General features: G+C 60.8%; 21 protein-coding genes and 1 tRNA gene. 12 read left to right on the top strand and 10 right to left on the bottom strand.

What is annotated here, in order from left to right:
• Nucleotides 1-4: 4 nt before the first annotated feature.
• On the bottom strand, nt 5-376 hold the full coding sequence (locus UL81_RS09675; protein WP_035104462.1) for a hypothetical protein: 372 nt from the start codon (nt 374-376) through the stop codon (nt 5-7).
• An 80-nt stretch (nt 377-456) separates the two neighbouring features.
• Entirely contained in the window at nt 457-2202 is a 1746-nt protein-coding gene (gene thrE, locus UL81_RS09670) for a threonine/serine exporter ThrE (RefSeq protein ID WP_035104464.1), read from the bottom strand.
• 169 nt (nt 2203-2371) lie between these two features.
• Between thrE and UL81_RS09665 the strand changes: the two genes are divergently transcribed.
• A tRNA-Thr gene (locus tag UL81_RS09665) sits at nt 2372-2444 on the top strand.
• A gap of 88 nt (nt 2445-2532) precedes the next feature.
• On the opposite strand, the gene UL81_RS09660 is transcribed toward UL81_RS09665, so the two are convergent.
• The 4 genes from UL81_RS09660 to UL81_RS09645 all read right to left on the bottom strand — a co-directional run bounded on the left by UL81_RS09660 (nt 2533) and on the right by UL81_RS09645 (nt 5561).
• The gene (locus UL81_RS09660) at nt 2533-2979 is read right to left on the bottom strand and encodes a hypothetical protein (RefSeq protein WP_052097677.1); all 447 of its coding nucleotides are present in this window, start codon (nt 2977-2979) and stop codon (nt 2533-2535) included.
• A 190-nt stretch (nt 2980-3169) separates the two neighbouring features.
• Nucleotides 3170-3481 (bottom strand): HigA family addiction module antitoxin, encoded by a 312-nt coding sequence (locus UL81_RS09655; protein ID WP_035104466.1) that lies wholly within the window; start codon nt 3479-3481, stop codon nt 3170-3172.
• Between the two features lie 57 nt (nt 3482-3538).
• Nucleotides 3539-4072, bottom strand: coding sequence for a hypothetical protein (locus tag UL81_RS09650; RefSeq protein ID WP_035104468.1), 534 nt, complete (start codon nt 4070-4072; stop codon nt 3539-3541).
• Nucleotides 4059-5561: an MFS transporter gene (locus UL81_RS09645; RefSeq protein ID WP_035104470.1), complete on the bottom strand. Its 1503-nt coding sequence runs from the start codon at nt 5559-5561 to the stop codon at nt 4059-4061. The genes UL81_RS09650 and UL81_RS09645 overlap by 14 nt, the downstream gene beginning before the upstream one ends.
• Before the next feature lie 179 nt (nt 5562-5740).
• Between UL81_RS09645 and UL81_RS09640 the strand changes: the two genes are divergently transcribed.
• A complete protein-coding gene (locus tag UL81_RS09640) occupies nt 5741-6445 on the top strand; it encodes a response regulator transcription factor (protein ID WP_035104473.1) in 705 nt (234 codons plus the stop codon).
• A gap of 20 nt (nt 6446-6465) precedes the next feature.
• On the top strand, nt 6466-7878 hold the full coding sequence (locus tag UL81_RS09635) for a sensor histidine kinase (RefSeq protein ID WP_035104476.1): 1413 nt from the start codon (nt 6466-6468) through the stop codon (nt 7876-7878).
• A gap of 39 nt (nt 7879-7917) precedes the next feature.
• Here UL81_RS09635 and UL81_RS09630 read toward each other — a convergent pair whose 3' ends face one another.
• Nucleotides 7918-8346 carry an HIT family protein gene (locus tag UL81_RS09630; protein ID WP_035105438.1) on the bottom strand — a complete coding sequence of 143 codons (429 nt, stop codon included), beginning with the start codon at nt 8344-8346 and terminating at the stop codon, nt 7918-7920.
• Between the two features lie 34 nt (nt 8347-8380).
• On the opposite strand from UL81_RS09630, the gene purD reads away from it, so the two are divergent.
• The 3 genes from purD to UL81_RS09615 are packed head-to-tail and all read left to right on the top strand — an operon-like array spanning nt 8381 to nt 12044.
• Nucleotides 8381-9658, top strand: coding sequence for a phosphoribosylamine--glycine ligase (purD, locus tag UL81_RS09625; protein ID WP_046453536.1), 1278 nt, complete (start codon nt 8381-8383; stop codon nt 9656-9658).
• 49 nt (nt 9659-9707) lie between these two features.
• The gene (purB, locus tag UL81_RS09620; RefSeq protein ID WP_035104479.1) at nt 9708-11138 is read left to right on the top strand and encodes an adenylosuccinate lyase; all 1431 of its coding nucleotides are present in this window, start codon (nt 9708-9710) and stop codon (nt 11136-11138) included.
• Nucleotides 11139-11156: 18 nt separating this feature from the next.
• A complete protein-coding gene (locus UL81_RS09615) occupies nt 11157-12044 on the top strand; it encodes a phosphoribosylaminoimidazolesuccinocarboxamide synthase (RefSeq protein WP_035104482.1) in 888 nt (295 codons plus the stop codon).
• Here the strand turns inward: UL81_RS09615 and UL81_RS09610 are convergent.
• Together UL81_RS09610 and UL81_RS09605 are read right to left on the bottom strand one after the other, a co-directional pair.
• The gene (locus tag UL81_RS09610) at nt 12041-12286 is read right to left on the bottom strand and encodes a hypothetical protein (RefSeq protein WP_035104484.1); all 246 of its coding nucleotides are present in this window, start codon (nt 12284-12286) and stop codon (nt 12041-12043) included. The genes UL81_RS09615 and UL81_RS09610 overlap by 4 nt on opposite strands.
• Nucleotides 12253-12570 (bottom strand): hypothetical protein, encoded by a 318-nt coding sequence (locus tag UL81_RS09605; RefSeq protein ID WP_035104487.1) that lies wholly within the window; start codon nt 12568-12570, stop codon nt 12253-12255. Before UL81_RS09605 ends, UL81_RS09610 begins: the two co-directional genes overlap by 34 nt.
• 108 nt (nt 12571-12678) lie before the next feature.
• Here UL81_RS09605 and UL81_RS09600 point away from each other — a divergent pair, with 108 nt between their 5' ends.
• The 3 genes from UL81_RS09600 to UL81_RS09590 all read left to right on the top strand — a co-directional run bounded on the left by UL81_RS09600 (nt 12679) and on the right by UL81_RS09590 (nt 16528).
• Entirely contained in the window at nt 12679-13548 is an 870-nt protein-coding gene (locus tag UL81_RS09600; protein WP_046453535.1) for a hypothetical protein, read from the top strand.
• Between the two features lie 106 nt (nt 13549-13654).
• Nucleotides 13655-15784, top strand: a complete 2130-nt coding sequence (locus UL81_RS09595; protein WP_035104493.1) for a S9 family peptidase — start codon at nt 13655-13657, stop codon at nt 15782-15784.
• Nucleotides 15785-15835: 51 nt separating this feature from the next.
• On the top strand, nt 15836-16528 hold the full coding sequence (locus tag UL81_RS09590; RefSeq protein WP_035104496.1) for a DUF2334 domain-containing protein: 693 nt from the start codon (nt 15836-15838) through the stop codon (nt 16526-16528).
• On the opposite strand, the gene UL81_RS09585 is transcribed toward UL81_RS09590, so the two are convergent.
• The gene (locus UL81_RS09585) at nt 16512-19232 is read right to left on the bottom strand and encodes an ExeM/NucH family extracellular endonuclease (RefSeq protein WP_046453534.1); all 2721 of its coding nucleotides are present in this window, start codon (nt 19230-19232) and stop codon (nt 16512-16514) included. The genes UL81_RS09590 and UL81_RS09585 overlap by 17 nt on opposite strands.
• A gap of 211 nt (nt 19233-19443) precedes the next feature.
• Here UL81_RS09585 and purS point away from each other — a divergent pair, with 211 nt between their 5' ends.
• Genes purS through purL form a run of 3 tightly spaced genes read left to right on the top strand, consistent with a single transcriptional unit; the run spans nt 19444 to nt 22678 of the window.
• Nucleotides 19444-19695: a phosphoribosylformylglycinamidine synthase subunit PurS gene (gene purS, locus UL81_RS09580; RefSeq protein ID WP_035104499.1), complete on the top strand. Its 252-nt coding sequence runs from the start codon at nt 19444-19446 to the stop codon at nt 19693-19695.
• Nucleotides 19696-20376 (top strand): phosphoribosylformylglycinamidine synthase subunit PurQ, encoded by a 681-nt coding sequence (purQ, locus tag UL81_RS09575; RefSeq protein WP_035104501.1) that lies wholly within the window; start codon nt 19696-19698, stop codon nt 20374-20376.
• Nucleotides 20377-20395: 19 nt separating this feature from the next.
• The gene (purL, locus tag UL81_RS09570) at nt 20396-22678 is read left to right on the top strand and encodes a phosphoribosylformylglycinamidine synthase subunit PurL (RefSeq protein WP_035104504.1); all 2283 of its coding nucleotides are present in this window, start codon (nt 20396-20398) and stop codon (nt 22676-22678) included.
• Nucleotides 22679-22788 lie beyond the last annotated feature (110 nt).

Genomic DNA, 22788 nt, shown 5'->3' with positions numbered 1-22788 from the left:
TGTCCTAAGCCTTCTTAGTCGTTTTCTTGGAGGCCTTCTTCGTGGCCTTCTTGGTCGACTTCTTCGAAGCCTTTTTGGTGGCCTTCTTGGAAGCTTTCTTCGTGCTCTTCTTGGTGGACTTCTTGGAGGCCTTCTTAGTGGATTTCTTCGATGCCTTCTTGGTGGACTTCTTCGGCTCTGGCTCGCCTTGCTCAGCCAGCACCTTCTTGTGCACCAGTCCATCCGGCTCCACGCCCAGCATGGACATCAGCGTCACACCATCGAGAAAATCCTCCGCGTAGGTGGCGACGATGCGCCGCGCGGAACGAGCGGTCTCTTCCTCGACTGCGTGAGTCTGGTCAGCTTGGGGCTGGGTATCCGTGATCTTCGGTGGCACGAAGTCCTCCTGAACTATTAACTTAGGCCGGTTGCCTTTGCGAACGACCACCCTATATTACCGGGCATCGCGCATGAATGCTAGCTATTACCAGGCTCTTCAGAGCCCTTGCTTGACGATGCCCCCGGCACCGTATACTTCGGCCTCTCACCCTGCGCTGGGGGTTGGGCTGGCCATTGCGATGTCGCAGGCCACATGTCCGTGGCGTCTTGCCAGTCCTCGTGCACCGCCTCCTGTTGGCCGGTAACCGCCTCGTCCTGGAGGTAGCGGGCCTGCTGCGCCGGGGTTGGCGGCTGCGGTCCTTGCTGCGGTGGCGGGGCAGGGAATTCGTTGCGGGGCGCGAACGGTGACATCGGCACGCGCGGGATGCGCGGGGCCTTTTGTGCCAGGCGCGTGGCCTGGTGGAAGGAGTAGCGGCCGATGCGCTTGAAGGCACGGTAGGGGCGGAAGTAGCGCGGGCGGCGCAGACGACGTGCCACGCGTTCACCCAGGACAACGCCTGCTGCCAGCGCACCCGAGATAGCCAGCGCCTTGGCCAGGTTGGTGAAACCGGTAATCATCTGCTCATTCAGCGTGGCGTACATGCCGCGGTAGAGCGTGAGGCCCGGCAGCATCGGGGTGTAGCCCACCAGCATCGTAATCAGTGGCGGCATGCCATAACGACGAGACAGCAGACCACCGGCCAGGCCAACGACGATCGCCGACAGGCCGGAAGCAATCACATCGCCCACGCCGAAAGGCACGATGACGAAGTAGTAGAAGAACATACCGGCACCAGCAGTCAGGCCGGAGATGATGTACTCCAGACGCGATGCACCCGAGGCCATCGCGAAAGCGCCGGAACCAATGCTGCCGCACAGAATCAGCAGCGGAATCTGGTGGTAGACCGGCGGCGCCAGCGTGGCCAGCGGCGGCAGGGACACGCCAATCATGTCCGAGAAGGAAATGCCGACACCAACGCCGGCGATAATCGCGCCCGTCGAGAGCAATGCCTCAAAGAAGCGCGCGGCTGAGGTCACTGGCGCGCGCGTGATGCCATCGACCAGACACTGCACCAGGGTCAGACCGGCAACCAGGACGATAATGCAGGAACCAATAATCTGTCCCGGTGAGAAATTAATGCCGAAGCTAGCTGCAATCGTGTACAAGATTGCAGCCGGCACAACGGCAATAAAGCCACCCACTGCGTTCTGATAAAAAGGCGGCACGCGGTACTGCCCCAGCTTGGTGTTTACGCCCATAATCAGGCAGGAAACCAGGAAGGATACTGCGCCGACCAGCAGATCGCCGCCCAGCATGATGGATAAAATGCCACCCATGACACCCCAGGCCAAAATCACCTTCGGCGTGCTGTACGGCGGGGGCATCTTATCGATGTCATCGAGGCGCTTTTCCGCCACCGCCGGCGGCGTCAAACCCGTGTGGATGTCACGAATCAGACGGTCCACTGCCGACAAACGGGAGAAGTCCACCGAAATATTCGGCGCCACACGGAACACGTGCAGGTTCTTACGATCTTCACCGGTGCCGATGGTGGTGTGAATCGTGATCGTATTCATCACGATGTCCACATGGCAGTAGTGCAGACCATAAGAAGACGCCGCCATGTGAATCTGCGCGCGGGCGTCACTATTCGCCGTGCCTGCCGCAATGAGGATTTCACCTACGCGCGCAGCAATTTCCATCACGCCGGTCACCTGTGCCGGGTCGGTCAGGTCAACCGGTGCCAGTGGGGACGGCGGCGGTGCGGCTTTAGCAGCATCGATCGTCGCGATGTGCTCAGAAGAGCCCCACAATTGGGGATTCAATTTCGAGAAAATGGACACGTAAAAACTACCTCGGGGACTGTGCAGATAGGGACTTCTCAGATAGACCAGACTTTAGTATCTCGCCCCCGCAGATGCACTCTCGGTCCATCCTGTTCAGCCCCGCCTTTAGTGACCTATCACCACTTCCGGTAACATCCCATAGAGCGCAGCCGATAGGCCGCGCGGTGCTGGAGTGGCGCAATCGGTAGCGCAACGCACTTGTAATGCGTAGGTTGCGAGTTCAAGTCTCGTCTCCAGCTCAATAACCCCAGGTAGAAGAAATATTCTATCTGGGTTTTGCTTATGTATATCCCCAAAGTCAGCGAAAATCAACAAAAATTAAACGCCCTATCGCTCGCGATGCGTCCAGTTGAGCTCTCTGATGTCTATATGACCGGGCAGATTCTCCCCAGGCAGGCACAACGGCTGCTTGCCAAAATTCTCTCTTCTTTCGTTGACGGAGAACACGTACTGCGAAAACTGGGGGACGACCATTGCATGGGGAAGCTCCTTCCTTAGCCTGTGGATGATGTCCCATCCTGTCTCGTACCAGCGGTACCTGCCGAAGCCTGAAGCCCATACGGGTCGGCCATCGAAACCGTCGACGTAGTCAACGAACCCCACTTGGAACTCTTCTGTCCACTTGAGTATTTCGCGTCCCAGCTTCGAGCTGATCCCCAGGTCGACAGGCATATAAAATGGCTTGTCGGTCTCTTCAACTACCAAGTCCGCCGATGGCCACAAGGAACTCGGGTGTCCGTGTTCTGGGCGAAGAAATACTTTCGAGGTAGACATAGCGGCAGCTGCTTTGTGTAGTGATCATTTAGTCGTCATGCGGGGAGAATTGAATCTTGCTACCGACTCTATCGGGTGGAGGCTTCCCTGGCGGTGTCCTTTTGCTCCGCGTTCCTGGCTGCTGCCGCAGGTTTTGGGCCAAAACGTGTTGAACTTGGACACGACTTAGACATCGGGCAGGGCGGAAGGGCTAGGCAGCGCTAATCGGGACGATGTCCTGTAGTTGTTCTTCGAGTTTGGAACGGCCGATGCGAAGTTCATAGTCGGATTGAAGGCTCATCCAATAGTTCTCGGTGGTTCCGAAGTAACGCGCAAGGCGAAGTGCAGTATCGGCGGTGATGCTGCGCTTGCCGTGGACAATCTCGTTAATCCGGCGCGCCGGGACTTTTATAGAAGTTGCAAGCTTGTCTTGGGTGATTCCAAAACCCTCGATGAAGTCTTTAAGTAGGACTTCGCCGGGGTGAGTTGGTGCAATGAGCGTAGAGTTCGTATTCGAGGTCATGGTTTCGCTCCCATCGTTGACACCCAGGATAGACAAGCTTGTTTAGCCTCGCGGGGGCTAGTTTTCTTCTTCGCCGAGGAGCTTGGCTGTGATGCGCTCGCGGTTGGCGGGGGAGAGTTTCCGCTCGTTGAGGTGGTCGTGGACCCAGAGGCCCTGGGCGATGAGGCTGCGCAGGAGTAGGTCGGGGTCGATGTTGTCGTCGGAAGGATCGGGAAGCCAGCGGGTGGTCACACCATGCCAGGCGGCGAAGTAATCGGGGTGGGTTTCGGCGTGGATGCTCATGAGCAACTCGACCAGAGGATCGTTCTTGGCCATGGAGCGCATGCTGGCGCGGTAGCGCTGCTCCGGGGTGAGGTTGTCAGCGCTATCGCCAGCTAAAGACTCGAGTTCTTTTTCCCACCGGCCAGCACAGTAGTGGTGGAGTTCCACGAGCATGCTGTGTCGGTCCGGGAAGTGGTAGATGAGACCGGACTTGGTGATTCCGGTGGCCTTCGACAGACTGTCGTAGGTGATGTCGCTGATGCTGAGGGTTTCACCAAGGATGTCTAAAGCAGCAGCGAGGGCGAGGTCTTTCTTACTAGTGCGCGGCATGGGCGCCACCTGACTTGGGGTTATCGCGGAAGCACCAGGCGGTGACCGCGGCGAGGATAAGGACAAAGACGGCGAGGAAAGCGACGATGCTGAGGTAGGCATCGTTAAATGCAGGCGCCGCCAGGGGTTGCGTGGCCGGGTCGTAGAGCGCGGAAACATCTAGCGCGGCGTGCTCAGCAGGCAGGTTCAGCTCCATGAGCAGTGGCAACATCGAACCGGTCAGTGCAATAGAGATGAGCGTACCGAACTCGTAAGAGACCTCCTCGACGCCAGCGGCCATGCCGGTGCGGTTGAGTGGTGCACCGCCGATGATGGCGGTGGAGCAGACGGACATCGCAAAGCCTGTGCCCAGGCCACCGATGATCATGGCCACGGCGAAGAGCCAGAAGATGTCATGGCGACCAGCCCACCAAGCAGTGCCCATGGCACAGGCGAGGACGACAAAGCCGCCGCTAATCAGTGGTAAGAAACCGACGCGGTGCAGGAGGGCGCCGCCGGCAGCTGATGAGGGAATGGCAGCCACAGCCATACCCGAGATGATCAGACCCGCCTCCAATGGGCTGAAGAGGTCGACGAGCTGGAGTTTCTGCGTGGTGGTCATTTCCAGGCCAGCCAGTGCAAACATCGCGCCACCGGCAGCAAGGACGCCGCCGGTGAATATGCGGGAGCGGAAGATATCGAAAAGCAGCAGTGGGTCGTCGAGCTTGTGCTGACGACGGGCGAAGATCGTGCCGAAGACAATGCAGACCAACGCGGCGACGGCGACGCCCGCCCAGTTCGGATTGGTGCTAGCGGCAGTCTTGATAGCCAGCACTAGCGAGGTGAGCGTGACCAGTGCGTAGAACGCGGAAGGGAAGTCCCAGTGCTTGTCCGGGTTGGGTTGGTTCGGCGGGCCGAGCCACAGGGTGAAGAGGAACGCGACGATGGTGATCGGCACGTTGATGAGGAAGACCGAGCCCCACCAGAAGTGCTCTAGGAGGAAGCCGCCGACGGTCGGGCCCGCGGCAGCGCCGGTGACCGCGGCAGAACCCCAAATGCCGATGGCGGTGTTGCGCTCAACCTCATCGGCGAAGGTGTGGCGAATCAGCGCCAGGGTAGCGGGCATCATGACCGCGGCACCAAAGCCCAGGAAGGCGCGGGCAGCAACCAGTGCCCAGGCATTCGGGGCGAAAGCGGCGGTCAGCGACGCAATGCCGAAAATGACCAGACCGATGAGGAACATGCGGCGGTGGCCCACGCGGTCACCGAGGGTGCCGGTGCCCAGCAACAAACCGGAGATGACCAGCGCGTAGGCATTGATGATCCACAGCTGCTGTGTCTCCGTTGCGCCGAGCTGCTCACTCAGTTGTGGCAGGGCGGTGTAGAGGATCGAGTTGTCCAGGCCGATCATCAGCAGGCCAAGCGAAATGAACGCGAAGAAGGTCCATCGCTGCACGGGAGTGGACTCGCGGGTGTAGTCCCGGAGTGCCCTATTAAGGCGCTTGTTCATGAGCCGTTACTTTAACGAACGTTCGTTATAGTTTCAAAACTTGCGCGGTAGAATTTAGTCTCACAGACAGTACACAGAGTCTCTTAAGTGCAACCGATGGCATGAGTGTAAGAATGTGCTTTCAGTAGAGATCGCGGGGGTTTGCCAGCGGCCTGAATTAGCTAGAAAAGGAGCTAAACATGGAGGACAACAAAGACGTAAAGGTGCTCGTCGTTGATGACGAGCCAAACATTGTCGAGCTTTTGACCGTGTCCCTGAAGTTCCAGGGATTCGACGTACACAGCGCGAACTCGGGTAATGAAGCCCTGCGCATCGCGCGTGAGATTAACCCGGACGCTTACATCCTGGACGTGATGATGCCGGGCATGGATGGCTTTGAGCTATTGGGCAAGCTGCGCAACGAAGGCCTGGAAGGTCCGGTGCTGTACCTGACTGCTAAGGACAGCGTCGACCAGCGCATTCACGGCCTGACCATTGGCGCGGACGATTACGTCACCAAGCCGTTTAGCCTGGAAGAGGTCATCACCCGCCTGCGCGTTATCCTGCGCCGCGGCCAGGTGGCAGAAGACGAAGCTGGCGATGCCACCATCACCTATGCAGACCTCACGCTTAACGACGACACCCACGAGGTCACCAAGGCCGGCGAAATCATTGAGCTTTCTCCGACTGAGTTCAACCTGTTGCGCTACCTGATGCAGAACAAGGAAGTCGTGCTGTCCAAGGCCAAGATTCTGGACAACGTCTGGCACTACGACTTCGGCGGCGACGGCAATGTGGTTGAGTCCTACATTTCTTACCTGCGCCGCAAGGTTGATACCGGCGATACTCCGCTGATTCACACCGTCCGCGGTGTGGGCTACGTGCTGCGTAAGCCGCGCTCCTAAGACGCTAGGGTAGTCCTTATATGACCTCGTCCGATACCGCTCAGCCGACCTCGGCCAAAAAGCCTAGGATGCAGCGACCCAAAGCGTTGCCGCTGCGTACCTGGCTGGTCCTGGCGGTGGTAGTGGTTTCTGCGCTGGGCTTGGCCTTTAGCTCGCTGGCCGTCTCGTCCATCATGCGCAACGTGCTGTTTAGCAACGTGGACCAAGAACTCGTCGAGGCTACCAACGGCTGGGCAGTAAACATGAGCGCTGATAGCTACAGCGTCGACATGTCGCGCCGCCCGCCTTCTGACTTCGCGGTGCTCAGCTACCAAGACGGCTCCATTCGCTACTTCGGTTCCGCGGCCATGACTCTCGATGCCCGCGATCTGGTCATTAATGGCCCGCCGGACACCATTGGCTCTGTCGAAGAAGACAGCTCCAATCAGCAGTGGCGTGCCATGGCCGTGGAGCGCAATGGTGCCATCATCGTGGTGGCGAAGAACCTCTCCGGTGAGCAGGAAATCCTGCGTGGCCTGGCCATTGTACAGGTCATGATTGTCGCCCTCGTCCTACTTATCATCGCTGGTGTGGGTTATTGGGTCGTGCGGAGAGCACTGCGCCCGCTGCGCGTGGTGGAAAAGACTGCCTCCCAGATTGCCGCCGGCGACCTGGATCGCCGCGTGCCCGAGTGGCCGCTGCACACTGAGGTCGGTCAGCTGTCTGCCGCGCTGAACATCATGCTGGCGCGCTTGCAGAATTCCGTGCTGGAAGCACAAGAAAAAGAGGAGCAGATGCGCCGCTTCGTCGGCGATGCTTCCCATGAGCTGCGCACCCCGCTGACCAGCCTGCGCGGCTACACCGAGTTGTATCGCTCCGGTGCAACTAACGATGTCGACCGCGTCTTCAGCAAAATCGACGGCGAGGCCACCCGCATGTCCTTGCTGGTCGAGGACCTGCTGGCCCTGACCCGCGCGGAAGGCTCGCGCCTGGATCTGCGCACGGTGGACTTGCTGGAACTGGCACTCTCGGCCGGTTCTTCGGCACGCGCTGCCTTCCCCGATCGTGACATTCAGGTCATCAACAAGACCCAGTCCATCCCCCTGGTCAACGGCGACCCCGATCGCCTGCATCAAGTACTGCTCAACTTGATTGCCAACGGCATCAAGCACGGCGGTGAGGAGGCCAAGGTCCAAGTGGAGCTGCGCCGCGAGGACGACGACGTGCTCATCAACGTCATCGACGACGGCAAGGGCATGACCCCAGAAGATGCCAGCCACATCTTCGAGCGCTTCTACCGCGCTGATACCTCACGCACCCGTGACACGGGCGGCTCCGGTCTGGGCCTAGCAATCGTGAAATCGCTCGTCGAACAACATGGCGGCAGCATCTCGGTGACCTCCGCACCCGACGAGGGCGCGAAGTTCACCATCCGCTTACCAGCGTCGGACTGATTTCTACGTACCCCGAAGCATTCCTACGTATCCGGAAACTTAGTTTTCCGGATACCCCTCGGCGTTGGTGCCCAAGTGCTGGCGAATGCGGGTTGCTGCTTCGTCCATGGCGTTGGGGTCGGTGGCATCGGCATCTAGTGCCTTGCTGAAGTCGTACTCTTCCATCTTGTCGGTGGGGAAGATGTGGATGTGGGTGTGCGGTACGTCGAAGCCGGCGATGATGTAGGCCGCGCGTGAGGAGGACCAGCCGTCCTTGACGGCGTTGCCGACTTTCTGCGCCACCTCATTAAGGTGTGCCCAGGTCTCAGTGTCGAGGTCGGTCCAGCGGTCGACCTCCTTGATTGGCAGGACCAGGGTGTGGCCGTAGCGCAGGGGTTCAATGGACAAAAAGGCCACGCATACGTCGTCGCGGTAGACGAAGCGGCCCGGCAAATCGCCTTCGATGATCTTGGTAAATACAGAAGCCATGAAGCCAAGGTTACCGCCCGTTAAGATGATGGGCATGCGCATTCTTGTTATCGGTTCGGGCGGCCGTGAACACGCCCTGCTGAAAGGACTTCACGCCGATTCTTTGACGACGGAGCTGCACGCCGCACCGGGTGCCCCAGCGTTTGCGGAGTTGGCCACCAACCACTCGGAGTACTCGCAGGTCGACGACCCGGCACGCATGCTGGAGCTGGCCCAGAAGATTGAGGCAGAGCTCGTCGTCGTAGGCCCGGAGGTGCCACTGGTCGCAGGCGTGGCTGACGTGCTGCGCGAGCAGGGCATTGCCGTGTTTGGCCCGAGCAAGGAAGCCGCCCAGATTGAAGGCTCCAAGGCCTTTGCTAAGGATGTTATGGCAGCTGCCGATGTCGCCACCGCGCGCGCCGAGCAGGTCAGCCCGGATGCCAGCGACGATGAGATCGCAGCAGCGCTGGACCGCTTTGGTCCGCACTACGTCGTCAAGGATGACGGCCTGGCCGGCGGCAAGGGTGTTGTGGTGACCGAGGACCGCAGCGTCGCCCTCGACCACATTCACGCAGTGCATTCTGCTGGTAACCCGGTGCTGCTGGAATCCTTCCTGGAAGGCCCGGAAGTATCGCTGTTCTGCCTGGTCGATGGTGAAACCGTCGTGCCGCTGCTGCCGGCCCAAGACCACAAGCGTGCCTACGACAACGACGAAGGCCCGAACACCGGAGGCATGGGTGCATACACCCCGCTGCCATGGTTGCCAGAAGATGGTGTCGAGCGCATCGTCAAGGAAGTCTGCGAGCCAGTAGCCAAGGAAATGGTCAAGCGCGGCACTCCGTACAACGGTTTGCTCTACGCGGGTCTGGCCTGGGGCCCAGAAGGCCCAGCTGTTGTCGAGTTCAACTGCCGTTTCGGTGACCCGGAAACCCAGGCAGTGCTGTCGCTGCTGGAATCCCCGCTGGCAGAAGCACTCAACGCCACCGCCACCGGCAAGCTTGCAGAGCTCGAACCACTCAAGTGGAAGGATGGCTACGCCGTCACCGTCGTCCTGGCCGCCGAAGGCTACCCGGCTTCCCCGCGCAAGGGTGGAGTCATCGAAGGCGAAGGCCTCGACGACCCGCAGCGCGTCCTGCACGCAGGTACCAAGCTGGATGAGGACAACAACGTCGTTGCCAACGGCGGTCGCGTGCTCAACGTCCTCGGCGCAGGCTCCACACTGGCCGAGGCCCGCGAGAAGGCCTATGACGTGCTGGAAGGGCTGAAGTTGGAGGGCGGTTTCTACCGTCGGGACATTGGCAAGCGTGCGCAGGATGGTGAGATCTCCATCTAGGGCTCCCCTTCGCCCCCGGCGGGGCGAAAGGCGTGGAATAATACTTGTCGTGGCTGAACAGAAGAAAATTTCCAACGTCCTTTCCTCCCGCTATGCTTCCGCAGAGCTCACCGAAATCTGGAGCCCGGAGCACAAAATCATCCTCGAGCGTCAGCTGTGGATCGCAGTCATGCGCGCCCAGAAGAACCTCGGCGTGGACATTCCCGCTGAGGCCATCGACGCCTACGAGGCGGTCGTCGACCAGGTTGACCTGGAATCCATCGCTGACCGTGAGCGAGTGACCCGCCATGATGTGAAGGCACGCATCGAGGAGTTCAACGCCCTGGCTGGATACGAGCACATCCACAAGGGAATGACCAGCCGTGACCTGACCGAGAATGTCGAGCAGCTGCAGATTCGTTCCTCGCTGCAGCTCATCCGCGATAAGGCGATTGCGGTGCTGGCGCGCATCGGCAAGCATGCTGCGGAATACCAGACCCTGGTCATGGCTGGACGCTCGCACAACGTCGCCGCGCAGGCCACGACCCTGGGTAAGCGTTTTGCCAGCGCAGGCGATGAAATGCTGCTCGGTATCGAGCGCGTCGAGGAGCTGCTGGGCCGCTACCCGCTGCGCGGCATCAAGGGCCCGATGGGTACCTCCCAGGACATGCTGGATCTGATGGGCGGCAGCCAGGACAAGCTGGCCTCCCTGGAGACTGCCATTGCGGATCACCTCGGCTTCCACCGCATCTTCAACTCCGTCGGCCAGGTCTACCCGCGTTCCCTGGACTTCGACGCCGTATCCGCGCTGGTCCAGCTGGGTGCCGCGCCATCCTCCCTGGCCACCACCATCCGCCTTATGGCCGGCAACGAGACCGTCACCGAGGGCTTCAAGGAAGGCCAAGTCGGTTCCTCCGCAATGCCGCACAAGATGAATGCCCGTTCCTGTGAGCGCGTCGGGGGTCTGCAGGTCATCCTGCGCGGCTACCTCACCATGGTCGCTGACCTGGCTGGCCAGCAGTGGAACGAAGGCGACGTCTTCTGCTCCGTCGTGCGCCGCGTTGCGCTTCCCGATGCCTTCTTCGCCCTGGATGGCCAGTTCGAAACCTTCCTCACCGTGCTCGATGAGTTCGGCGCCTTCCCGGCGATGATTGACCGTGAGCTGGAGCGTTACCTGCCCTTCCTGGCCACCACCCGCATCCTCATGGCGGCGGTGCGCGCCGGGGTCGGCCGTGAGACCGCACACGAGGTCATCAAGGAAAATGCCGTTGCTGTGGCGCTGAACATGCGCGAAAACGGCGCCGACCAGGACCTGGTGCAGCGCTTGGCTGCCGATGAGCGCCTTCCGCTGGATGAGCAGGCGCTTAACGATGCCCTCGCGGACAAGCACGCCTTCATCGGCGCTGCCGAGTCCCAGGTCTCCCAGGTGCTCAACCGCATCCAGAACCTAGTCGATGAGCATCCGCAGGCTGCCAACTACACCCCAGGTGAGATTCTTTAACGCGAAAGGATGACTGATATGCGACCTGAGCTTTCTACCTATAAGCACTTGGCTTCCGGCAAGGTGCGCGATATCTACGAAGTCGACGACAACACCTTGCTCATGGTGGTCTCCGACCGAATCTCGGCCTACGACCATGCCCTCGACCCGGCCATTCCGGATAAGGGCCGCGTGCTAACTGCCACTTCGCAGTTCTTCTTCGACTCCATCGATTTCCCGAACCACCTGGCAGGCCCGCTTGACGACGAGCGCATCCCCGACGAGGTCCTTGGCCGCGCCATGGTTGTGCACAAACTCGACATGCTGCCTTTCGAGTGCGTCGCTCGTGGCTACCTCACCGGTTCAGGCCTGAAGGAGTACAAGGCCAACGGCACCGTCTGCGGCATCGAGTTGCCGGAGGGCCTGCAGGAAGCATCCCGTCTCCCGGAGCCAATCTTCACCCCAGCAACCAAGGCTGAGCAGGGCGAGCACGACGAGAACGTCTCCTTCGACGTCGTCGCGGACAAGCTCGGCCAAGAGCGCGCAGAGCAGCTGCGCGATGCCACCTTGCAGATCTACAGCAAGGCCGCCGCCATCGCCGAAGAGCGCGGCATCATCCTGGCTGATACCAAGTTCGAGTTCGGCCTGGACACTGACGGCAACCTCGTTCTTGCCGACGAAGTCCTTACCCCGGACTCTTCTCGCTACTGGCCTGCGGATTCCTACGTCGAAGGTGAGGTCCAGCCTTCCTTCGACAAGCAGTACGTGCGCAACTGGCTGACCTCCCCGGCCTCAGGCTGGGACGCTGCCAGCGACACCACTCCGCCAGCACTGCCTGACGATGTCGTCTCGGCCACCCGCCTGCGCTACATCGAGGCCTACGAGCGCCTCTCCGGCAAGCGCTTCGCCGACTACCTCGGCGGCTAATTCAGCGCGCTAGCAAACTCCTTGAGATAGCCGCGGATCTGCTCTTTGAGCGCGTCCGGGGCTTCTTTGCTCTCAATCTTCCGCGCCTCCAACGCCAGCACCGTCTTCTCCGCAGCCTTGCTGGATAAGTTGGCGTTCAGTGGGACATCGCCCAGCTTGGCACGCCAATAATGCCACTTCTCCGACGACGTCACCGTGCCGACCAGGCCTAAATTTTCTTCTGCCCACGCAGCCCACGCCACCACGATCTCCTCGCGACCCCCGGCAACGTCTTCGATGCCGACGCACCATACTTTCCATCCGATCGCTGTCCCGGCTTGCGCCGCCCCAGAATCTCTTCGTAATTAATGGTCGCGTACTGCGCCCACCAGCCCTGATTACACTCCGGCGCTTTTTCTGCGACATACTCCAACGCCAGCTGCGCGAGCTCTTTATGGTCTTTGTCCTTGTGTGGCTCGAAGAACTCCAACCACTGCTGCTTGCTGATGCCCGTTGCGCGTTCTACCGGCTGCCAATTGCTGCTCATAGATAACAGTTCTACTTCATTCCATGCACGCTGCTGAGTTTTCAGGGACACTGGATCAAGTCACGTTTAGTGCAAACGTCTAAATAAAAACTGCTTTAAGGAGAACGCATGTCTGAGAACAACAACCCGAAGCTGGGCCACGAGGTCGAGGACATCGACCGCAATAGCACCCCATTCCTCGCCTCCGTCGACGGCGAAGGCAACGCAGCTTCCGCCGACGTCAAGGCTGATGCGAAGGATTCCTCTGAGTCTTCGGCAGCCGCCGGTAGCGCGGCTGCCGCTGCCGCAGGCGCAGCTGCAGCTGGTACCGCGGCTTCTGCAAACGCAGAAGCCGGTGCCGGAGATGAAACCTCTAGCGACTACGAGCCAAAGACCTCTGTGGTCGGCGAAGCTTCTGAGGAGCATGTTGGTGCTGCTCCGACTCAGCCGGATCTGCAGGGTGACCTGGACGCTGAGTCCGGCGGAAACTACGAGCCAAAGAACGCAGTTGTGGGCGAGGCTTCCGAGGAGCACGTCGGCACCGCACCGACCCAGCCGGATCTCGAGGCTGATCTGGATGCACAGACCGCCGATGAGACCGCAAGCGATTACGAGCCGAAGACCTCCATGGTCGGCGAGGCTTCCGAAGAGCACATCGCTGAAGCTCCTGAGCAGCCGGACCTGCAGGTCGAAGCTGAAGGCGAGGTTCCAGAGTCCACCGATGACATCAACCTGGATCCGGAGCTGTCCAGTGACGACGCCGAGGTCAAGGACGACTCCAACGACACCAACGACACCGTGGAGCAGCTGAAGGAAAAGGCTGCTGAGGCTGGCGGCGCTGTAAGTGATGCGTTCAACCGCGCTAAGGACTTCGTCGGTGAGAAGATCGAGGACGCCCAGTCCGATGATTCTTCCAAGGGTGGTTTCTTCGACAAGGTCAAAGGCGCTGTGAAGGATGCGCGCGAGACCATCGAGGAGCGCACCAAGAAGAACGACTAATGTAAGTCTTCCTCTTAGAGGGTTGTTGCCAACTGGCAGCAGCCCTCTTTTTCGTCGTTCACCCGTCCGTGCGGCTTAAGGCTTAACGGACGTAGACTGGTGCGCTATGACTGATTCGAAGAATGTTTCTGCTGGTGCGCCGGTAGCGGCGAAGCACCCGATTACGCGTGAGTTCCATGGTCGTAGCTTTGTAGACAACTACGAGTGGATGCGTGATAAGGAGTCGCCGGAGGCGCTGGACTACCTGCGCGCGGAAAATGACTACACCGAATCCCAGACCAAGCACCTGGAAGGCTTGAGCGAGAACATCTTCCAGGAGATTAAGTCACGCATTAAGGAAACGGATATGTCCGTCCCGGTGCGCCGCGGTAAGTACTGGTACTACGGCCGCACGGCGGAGGGTAAGAATTACGGTTACTCCTGCCGTATCCCGGTCAGCGAGGGCGAGGATCCCTGGACCCCGCCGGTCATTCCGGAGCAGGGAAAGCCGGAAGGGGAGCAGGTGTTTCTCGATGCCAACGAGCTCGCCGAGGGCCACGACTTCTTCGCCCTGGGTGCCGGTTCGGTCTCGCCCTCGGGTCGTTTGCTGGCGTATTCCGTGGACTATGCCGGTGATGAGCGCTTCGAGCTTTCCATCAAGGATTTGGAGACCGGCGAACTGCTCAGCGATCGTTTGACCGGCATTTTCTACGGCGCGACCTGGATTGGTGAGGATTACATTTTCTACACCACCGTCGATGACGCCTGGCGCCCGGATAAGGTGTGGCGCCACAAGGTGGGCACCACCCAAGAAGATGACGTGGTCATTTTCGAAGAAGACGACCCGCACTTCAGCGTCGGTGTCGGCACCACCCGCAGCGACAAGTACCTGGTCGTGGGCGTTGGTTCGAAGCTCACCAGTGAGTTCTGGGCGCTCGAACAGGACAATCCCGAAGGCGAACTGCAGCGCCTGTGGGAGCGCGAGTCTGGCGTGGAATATGACGTCGACCATGCCGTGGTCGGCGATAAGGACTACTGGGTGGTCACCCACAATGCGACGGGCCCGAATTTCGAGGTCGGCTACACGCTTGCCGATGACCTTCAGCCCCTGACCGAACTGACTACCCTGGTTCCGCATTCGGAGACCACCCGCGTGGAAGCAGTGGATACCTACCGCGACCAGATTGTGGTTGCTTACCGCCGCGAGGGCATCGGCCGTGCGGCCATCATCCCGGTCGGGAAGGACTTCGGCGAATTGCACGAGCTGCACTTCGAAGAAGAGCTCTACACCGTCGGCATCGGCGGCAACCCGGAGTGGGACGCACCGAAGCTGCGCGTAAGCTACACCTCCTACATTCAGCCTTCCCAGCTCTTCGACTACGAAGTCGCTACCGGCACTTACACCTTGCTCAAGGAACAGGAAGTCCCCGGTGGTTACACCAAGGATGACTACGTTGCCTACCGCATGTGGAGCACCGCCGAGGACGGCACCCGCATCCCGGTTTCTGTCGTACATCGCAGCGACCTGGACCGCACGCAGGCCAACCCGACTCTGCTTTATGGTTACGGTTCCTACGAGACCAGCATGGATCCGTACTTCTCGGTCACACGCTTATCGATGCTCGACCGCGGCATGATCTACGTCGTCGCCCATGTCCGCGGCGGCGGCGAGATGGGCCGCAAGTGGTACGACGAAGGCAAGCTGCTGCAGAAGAAGAACACCTTCACTGACTTTATTGCAGTTGCCGATGACCTCATCAACCGCGGTGTGACCACCCCACAGCAGATGGTCGCCGAGGGCGGTTCCGCAGGTGGACTGCTCATGGGCGCTATTGCGAACATGGCTCCGGACCGCTTCGTTGGTATCCAGGCTGTCGTGCCTTTCGTGGATCCGCTGACCTCGATTCTGAAGCCAGAACTTCCACTGACCATCGTCGAGTGGGAAGAGTGGGGCGATCCCTTCCACGACCCGGAGGTCTACGACTACATGAAGACCTACGCGCCTTATGAGAACGTCACCGCCCAGGATTACCCCGACATCCTTGCAGTGACCTCGCTGAACGACACCCGCGTGCTCTATGTGGAGCCGGCCAAGTGGATTGCCCAACTGCGCGACAAGGCCACCGGCGGCGAGTTCTTGCTCAAGACCGAAATGGCAGCCGGCCACGGCGGTGTTTCTGGTCGCTACGACAAGTGGCGCCAAAACGCCTTCGAGACCGCGTGGACCATCAACAAGGCCACTGGCCACGTGGAGTAGCGCCGCGTACTCGGCGCGCGAACTCCCACATGGTGTGCGATAATTTGCCTCATGCAAGGCCAACTTCTGGTTTCTATTTCCAGTATTTTCGATGACACTCGGAAGCAGGCTAACCACCTGCTGACCCAGTTGGATAAGCAGGGGATCCCGGCCTCCCTGCTGGTGGCTCCGCATATCGATGGCAACTGGCATCTGGCCAAGGATTCCTCGACGCGCAGCTGGCTCAAAGAACAGCAGGAGGCAGGCCGAGTGCTCATCCTCAATGGCTTTGACCAAGCAGTCCAAGGCCGCCGTGCAGAGTTCGCGAACCTCGATGCCCACGAGGCGAAGCTGCGCTTAGCGGGTGCGACCCGCCAGATGGCGAAGCTGGGCTTTGAATTCCCGATTTTCGCTCCGCCGCGTTGGCGCATGTCACCGGGCACGCTCGAGGTGCTGCCAGAGTTTGGTTTCCAGCTCGCCGCTTCCACCCGTGGCGTACACGACCTTGCCAGTGGAGAACTGCACCAGGCCCGCAACCTGTCTTATGGTGAGGGCTTCGGTGCAGCGAAGTGGTGGCGCCGCAACATCATTCGTGCAGCAGAGCGTTCCGCCCAACGCGGAAACACTGTGCGTTTGTCCGTCTCCGGACGAAATCTCGATGACCGCAAGGTCGAAAACGACTTTCTTAAAGCGGCCGAAAAGGCCGCTGCAGCCGGCGCCCGCCCCGCCGACTACAGCGTGTTGCTGGCTAACGCAGCCAGTTAATAAAGTCGCGCACCGGCTTCGGTAGCGCATCCAGCACTGGTGCTGGAATCACACGCGGCAGACCGGCGACCAGGAAGCCAAGCGCAGGAACTGCGAAGAGCACACCCGCTATAGCCGCGAGAACGCCACCGGTGCTGGAACCCAGGTTGGATCCGCTCGAACCGCTGGAGCCGTTGCCAGGCGCGCCGGGCTTGTCGTCATCGCCAGGCTCGTTGCCGTTGTCGCCTGGTTCCTCTGGTTCCTCGGGATCCTCTGGATTCTGGTCGAAGCTGAAGCCAACCTTGACCGGGTCGTGGTCAGAGGAGCGGAATGGCGAGTCGTCGTGGAAGTCGACGGTGTTGTAGTTGCGGCGAGAGTACTCGAAGGAGATGGCTTCGTCGGCGTTGATGTTCCAGACTTCGGCATCGTCAAGTAGGTTGCTGGCGATGTCGTTGGCCAGGACGTGGTCCAAGGATCCCAGTAGGCCGGAGAACTGGTAGGACGGATCGGCCTCAAAGGTCTCAGCTGGAACGGTGTAGCCGTTGGTGCGGAAGACATTGATGGCGTCTTCATGCGTATACGAATTCAGGTCGCCGAGGACAAAGGTCGGCTTGTCCTTCCAGTCGTCCTGCTTGCCCAGGTGGTCGAGCACGGCCTGTGCTTGGGCGTTGCGGACGTTGGCGTTGTTGCCCTGGCCGTCGCCGGTATCGGCATCGCCCTTGGCGACAGAACCCTTGGACTTGAAGTGGTTGGCTACCGCCACGAAAGTATCGTCGCTGTCGGCCGCCTTAAATTCCTGCGCGAGTGGTTCGCGAGCAGTGCCGGTGAAGCGCCGGTCTTCGAAGATGCGGGACTCACCAACTGGTTCGACGCGGTCCTTCTGGTAGATAAACGCCGTGCGGATAACGTCCGGGGAATCTGGAACGACGTCCTCGCCCGGGGAGCGGACGTAATCCCAGTTGCCACCCGCAGCATTCAGCGCTTCAGTCAGGTGGGCGAGCGCCTGGTCGCGCTTTTCAAAGTCACCGGTGACAGCGAAGCCGTCTTCGATTTCGGAGAGCCCCACGACATCGGCATCCAGACCATTAATCGCGGCGACAATCTTGGTTTCCTGGTCACGCAGTGCCGCAGCGGTGTAGGCGCCACGGGTGGTGCCGCGGTTCACGGTGACCGGGTTGCCGTCCTTATCGGTGTAGGCGCTGCCACCGAATTCCTCACCCAAGGAGGTGAAGTAGTTCAGCACGTTAAACGCCGCAATCGAGTAGTCGCCGTCGACGTTGTCCATCGCGCCTTCTTCGGCTGCGCGGGAGTTCTCCCACGCAATCGGGAGGTCTTCACCAGCGGTGTTGCCGGTGACAGGCTCGGTGGGCTGGAAACGCCACTGCTCATGGGAGTAATCCACAATCACCGGGTGCTGGAATTCGACCTGGTCGGTGGTACGCAGCGGCTTGATGGTCTGCGCATCATCTTGGGCCAGGTAGGGCAGTGGGGTTTCTTGGTCGGTCTTGAGGTAGTCGCGGGTGCGGCCATCGTCAAGCGTGACCAGGCGGGCGTCGTTCTCAGCTTGCAGTTTCTGCAGGTCCGAGTTCGGGTCGGTGGACGGGGAGTGGACATCGGAAGGCTGGCGCAGCGCCTCGGTACCATCGGCCAGGCCGACCTCGCCGTACTGATTGAGCGCGTAATTGTTCGTCACCGTGTGCGTGCCCGGCAGCACCAGGACATGCTCAAAGGACTCGCGGGCTTCATCACCTTGCGGCAGCTTAACGATGTCCACCGGCTCCACCTCCGCATCCTGCTCCGCCTGGTCCACCGCGCTGGCAGTGACCTGGGTGGAACCGAAGTACTCGGAGACCTCGCCGGTGACCTCGACGGTGTCGTCGATGTCCGGGTAGTTGTCGCGGTTGCCCAGGTAGACGAACAGGCCCGGGGAGGCCTCACCCGCAGCGGCAGTCACGCCCGGCTGCTGGATGGTGAAGCCGTTCTTGCCGCCTTCCTCCCACACGCCGGTGACCACGCCAGTGGTGCGCACGGTTCGACCCTCGAGTGGGGAAGTATCGCCGGTGCCCTGGATATCGACGATCTCAGTAATGCCCTCGATTGGCTCAGATGGAGCGTCGTTGTTGTCGTTGTCGTCATCCCCGGACTCGCCTTGCGAGTCCCCTTGGGAATTCACCGGGGACGGGGTGCCGGTGCTGAAGTCGGCGGAGTTGTCGTCGGTGTCGACGCCGTCGGTGCGGGTGACCGAGGTGGTGTTGCTGGGTGCAGGTGCCGGGTTGGTTTCGTAGAGTTCTGCGTTGCCGAAGCCGACGAGGTCGACGGGGTTGGAGGAGGCATCGTAAAGCTGCACCGAGCCCCGGGTGCCGGACATGGCCAGGGTGGAGGTGGCATCAGGGGTGGGCAGGGCAGTATCGCCGCCGTTGCCCTGGGCGGCCTGGATGAGGAAGTAGCCGCCGGCCGGGATGGTGCCGGATAGCTGCGCGGTGCCGCCGGAGTTGCCGGAGCCGGAGAAGTACTCGACAGACCAGCCGGTGAGATCGATGTCGTTGTCGGTGGGGTTGAACAGTTCGATGAAGTCGTGGGTGAGCGTAGCGCCGGAGTTACCGCCACCGCCGTAGACCTCGTTGAGGACGACGTTGCTGCCATCCGGGGCAGCGTAAGCGGGCTGGAGAGTTGCGGCACTAAGGGTAGCGGCGAGCACGACCGCGCCGATGCGACGAGAATGCATGACAGTCCTTGGATGAGAGATGAGGGGTACGACGATAAGTTCTAGTGCATCGCGCGAGGGCTGTCGCGGGGTGTCGTCGAAAGTTCATGTGCTGTTTAGGCTGTGGTCATCGGCGGGGGGTGAACTACTGTCTTAAGCAGGTATGAGTTTGGCCCATCCGGGGCTAAACTGTGCCCTGCAGACTAAGCCCCACACAGTAAGGCAAAAATTCATGACTCGTGTTGTTGTCAATGTCATGCCCAAGGCTGAAATCCTGGATCCGCAGGGTCAGGCCGTAGTTCGCGCGCTGGGACGCATCGGCGTTAACGGTGTGAGCGATGTTCGCCAAGGCAAGCGCTTTGAGCTGGAAGTCGACGATAGCGTTTCGGACGCTGACCTGGACAAGGTTGCTTCGACTTTGCTGGCGAACACCGTCATCGAGGACTACGAGGTTGTCTCCGTTGAGAGCGGAAAGGAAGCCTAAGTGTCGGCCAAGATCGGAGTAATCACTTTCCCCGGCACCCTGGACGATGTTGATGCGGCCCGCGCAGCGCGTACTGCTGGTGCGCAGGTCGTGGACCTGTGGCACGCGGATGCGGACCTGCACGGCGTCGATGCCGTTGTGGTCCCCGGCGGCTTTTCTTACGGCGACTACCTGCGCTCCGGTGCGATTTCTGCACTGGCACCCGTGATGCGCAGCGTCATTGAGGCAGCCGATAAGGGCATGCCGGTTCTCGGCATTTGCAATGGTTTCCAGATTCTCACCGAAACCGGCCTGCTGCCTGGTGCCCTGACCCGCAACAAGGGCCTGCACTTCCACTGCACCGATGCGGTGCTGGAGGTCGCGAACGCTGAGACCGCATGGACCAACCAGTTCGAGCAAGGTCAGCACATCCTCATCCCGTCCAAGCACGGTGAGGGCCGTTTCCAGGCTTCTGCTGAAACCCTGGCACGCCTGGAAGGCGAAGGCCAGGTCGTCTTCCGCTACCTGGACAACTACAACGGCTCGCTGAATTCTATTGCCGGTATCACCAATGAACGCGGCAATGTCGTTGGTTTGATGCCGCACCCGGAGCACGCCATCGAGATGCTCACCGGCCCTTCCCTGGATGGTTTGGGTCTGTTCAAGTCCGCCCTCGAAGCCATCGCGCAGCCCGCGGCTTAAGGCAGGAAGAAGGTTAATCATGACTGTGCACAATGACACCGTGGAGCAGGCGAGCACCTCGCCTGAGCAGGATCAGCCCTTCCGCGAGCTGGGCTTGAAGGACGACGAGTACCAGCGCATCCGCGACATCCTGGGCCGTCGCCCGACCGATGCAGAGCTGACGATGTACTCGGTGATGTGGTCCGAGCACTGCTCGTATAAGTCCTCCAAGACGCACCTGCGCTACTTCGGCGAGACCATGACCGAAGAAATGGGCGAGAAGATTCTGGCCGGTATTGGCGAGAACGCCGGCGTGGTCGACATCGGAGACGGCAATGCGGTCACCTTCCGCGTGGAGTCCCACAACCACCCCTCCTACGTGGAGCCGTATCAGGGCGCTGCGACGGGTGTGGGCGGCATCGTCCGCGACATCATGGCCATGGGTGCGCGCCCGATTGCTGTGATGGACCAGCTGCGCTTCGGTGCAGCCGATGCCCCAGACACTAAGCGCGTCCTGCCGGGCGTCGTCGAAGGCATTGGCGGCTACGGTAACTCCCTGGGCCTGCCCAACATTGGTGGTGAGACCGTCTTTGATGAGTCCTACGCCGGTAACCCGCTGGTCAACGCGCTGTGCGTGGGCACGCTGAAGGTCGATGACCTCAAGCTGGCCTTTGCCTCCGGTACCGGCAACAAGGTCATGCTTTTCGGTTCCCGCACCGGCCTGGACGGCATCGGTGGTGTGTCCGTGCTGGCGTCTGACACCTTCGAAGACGGCGCTGAGCGCAAGCTCCCGGCCGTGCAGGTCGGCGACCCGTTCGCGGAGAAGGTGCTCATCGAGTGCTGCCTGGACCTCTACAACGCCGGTGTGGTTGTCGGTATTCAGGACCTCGGTGGCGCGGGTCTGGCCTGTGCTACTTCCGAGCTGGCTGCAGCTGGCGATGGCGGTATGGAAATTAACCTCGACAACGTCCCGCTGCGTGCTGCGAACATGACCGCCGCCGAGATCCTGGCTTCTGAGTCCCAGGAGCGCATGTGTGCTGTCGTGGCGCCGGAGAACGTCGAGAAGTTCCGCGAAATCTGTGCCCACTGGGATGTTACCTGCGCCGAGATTGGCGAGGTCACCACCGGCGAGCACCTCATCATCCGCCACCAGGGCGAGGTCGTCGTGGATGCGCCGGCTGCCACCATCGCTGATGAGGCCCCGGTCTACGACCGCCCGTACGCCCGCCCGGAGTGGCAAGATGAGCTGCAGGAATTCAATGGTGTGGAGCGAGCATCGCTTAGCGATGCCCTCAAGCAGCTCGTCGCATCTCCTGCCCTGTGCTCCCGCGATTTCATCACCAACCAGTACGACCGCTACGTGCGCGGCAACACCGTCCAGTCCCACCACGCGGACTCCGGCGTGCTGCGTATCGACGAAGAAACCGGCCGCGGCGTGGCCGTGTCCGCCGATGCTTCTGGCCGCTACACCAAGCTGGATCCGAACATGGGCGCACGCCTCGCATTGGCTGAGGCCTACCGCAACGTCGCGGTGACGGGCGCTCGTCCGGTCGCTATCACCAACTGCCTCAACTATGGCTCCCCGGAGAATCCGGACGTCATGTGGCAGTTCCGCGAGTCGGTGCATGGGCTTGCCGATGGCGCCGTCGAACTCGGCATCCCAGTTTCCGGCGGCAACGTCTCCTTCTACAACCAGACCGGCGAAGAGCCGATTCTGCCGACCCCGGTCGTCGGTGTGCTGGGCGTAATGGATGACGTGCACCGCGCTAATGGCCACGAGCTGGGCAAGCGCACCGAGCCAGAAGTCGTTATCGCTCTGGGCGAGACCCGCGATGAATTCGGCGGCTCGATTTGGCAGCAGCTCGCCGGCTCGGAGGGCAACATGCTTTCCGGTTTGCCGCCGCAGGTTGACCTGGCCAACGAGAAGCGTCTGGCCGACTTCTTCGCCGACAATGACCTGCTGACTGCTGCGCACGACGTCTCCGAAGGCGGCATCGCAGTGGCTGCCTTCGAGATGGTCAAGCGCACCGGCAAGGGCTTGAACCTCAACCTGGAGAACGTCCACGAGGATGCCTTCGTGGCTGCTTTCTCCGAGTCCGCTTCCCGCGTGCTGGTCGGCACTACTTCCGACCGCATCGATGGCGTGCTGGCTCGGGCAGCAGAGCTGGGTATCCCGGCTGCCGTGATTGGCGAGACCAACGACTCCGGCAACCTCACACTGGGCGAGGAAGACATCGCCTTGACTGACCTGGTTGCTGCCTGGTCTACCACGCTGCCGGACCTGTTTGGTCACGCAGTAGGTGCCAACTCCGTCGTCGAATAAAAACGACGCTTGAGGCCGCAGTTCCTATCCAGGGGCTGCGGCCTTTTTGTGATCTTTTCCTTGAAGCGGCTGTGATCTCTAACTAAACTTACGGCATCGTAGCTTCGAGA

Source organism: Corynebacterium camporealensis (assembly GCF_000980815.1).
Lineage (GTDB): Bacteria > Actinomycetota > Actinomycetes > Mycobacteriales > Mycobacteriaceae > Corynebacterium > Corynebacterium camporealense.
Note: the sequence above shows the minus strand (reverse complement) of the source record. Positions and strands in the feature narration are given on the sequence as shown.

What these genes read in the sequence shown, in the direction of transcription:
- UL81_RS09660 (WP_052097677.1), bottom strand. Translation starts at nt 2,979, where the DNA reads ATGTCTACCTCGAAAGTATTTCTTCGCCCAGAACACGGACACCCGAGT.
- UL81_RS09655 (WP_035104466.1), bottom strand. Translation starts at nt 3,481, where the DNA reads ATGACCTCGAATACGAACTCTACGCTCATTGCACCAACTCACCCCGGC.
- UL81_RS09650 (WP_035104468.1), bottom strand. Translation starts at nt 4,072, where the DNA reads ATGCCGCGCACTAGTAAGAAAGACCTCGCCCTCGCTGCTGCTTTAGAC.
- UL81_RS09645 (WP_035104470.1), bottom strand. Translation starts at nt 5,561, where the DNA reads ATGAACAAGCGCCTTAATAGGGCACTCCGGGACTACACCCGCGAGTCC.
- UL81_RS09640 (WP_035104473.1), top strand. Translation starts at nt 5,741, where the DNA reads ATGGAGGACAACAAAGACGTAAAGGTGCTCGTCGTTGATGACGAGCCA.
- UL81_RS09635 (WP_035104476.1), top strand. Translation starts at nt 6,466, where the DNA reads ATGACCTCGTCCGATACCGCTCAGCCGACCTCGGCCAAAAAGCCTAGG.
- UL81_RS09630 (WP_035105438.1), bottom strand. Translation starts at nt 8,346, where the DNA reads ATGGCTTCTGTATTTACCAAGATCATCGAAGGCGATTTGCCGGGCCGC.
- purD (WP_046453536.1), top strand. Translation starts at nt 8,381, where the DNA reads ATGCGCATTCTTGTTATCGGTTCGGGCGGCCGTGAACACGCCCTGCTG.
- UL81_RS09615 (WP_035104482.1), top strand. Translation starts at nt 11,157, where the DNA reads ATGCGACCTGAGCTTTCTACCTATAAGCACTTGGCTTCCGGCAAGGTG.
- UL81_RS09605 (WP_035104487.1), bottom strand. Translation starts at nt 12,570, where the DNA reads ATGAGCAGCAATTGGCAGCCGGTAGAACGCGCAACGGGCATCAGCAAG.
- UL81_RS09600 (WP_046453535.1), top strand. Translation starts at nt 12,679, where the DNA reads ATGTCTGAGAACAACAACCCGAAGCTGGGCCACGAGGTCGAGGACATC.
- UL81_RS09595 (WP_035104493.1), top strand. Translation starts at nt 13,655, where the DNA reads ATGACTGATTCGAAGAATGTTTCTGCTGGTGCGCCGGTAGCGGCGAAG.
- UL81_RS09590 (WP_035104496.1), top strand. Translation starts at nt 15,836, where the DNA reads ATGCAAGGCCAACTTCTGGTTTCTATTTCCAGTATTTTCGATGACACT.
- UL81_RS09585 (WP_046453534.1), bottom strand. Translation starts at nt 19,232, where the DNA reads ATGCATTCTCGTCGCATCGGCGCGGTCGTGCTCGCCGCTACCCTTAGT.
- purS (WP_035104499.1), top strand. Translation starts at nt 19,444, where the DNA reads ATGACTCGTGTTGTTGTCAATGTCATGCCCAAGGCTGAAATCCTGGAT.
- purL (WP_035104504.1), top strand. Translation starts at nt 20,396, where the DNA reads ATGACTGTGCACAATGACACCGTGGAGCAGGCGAGCACCTCGCCTGAG.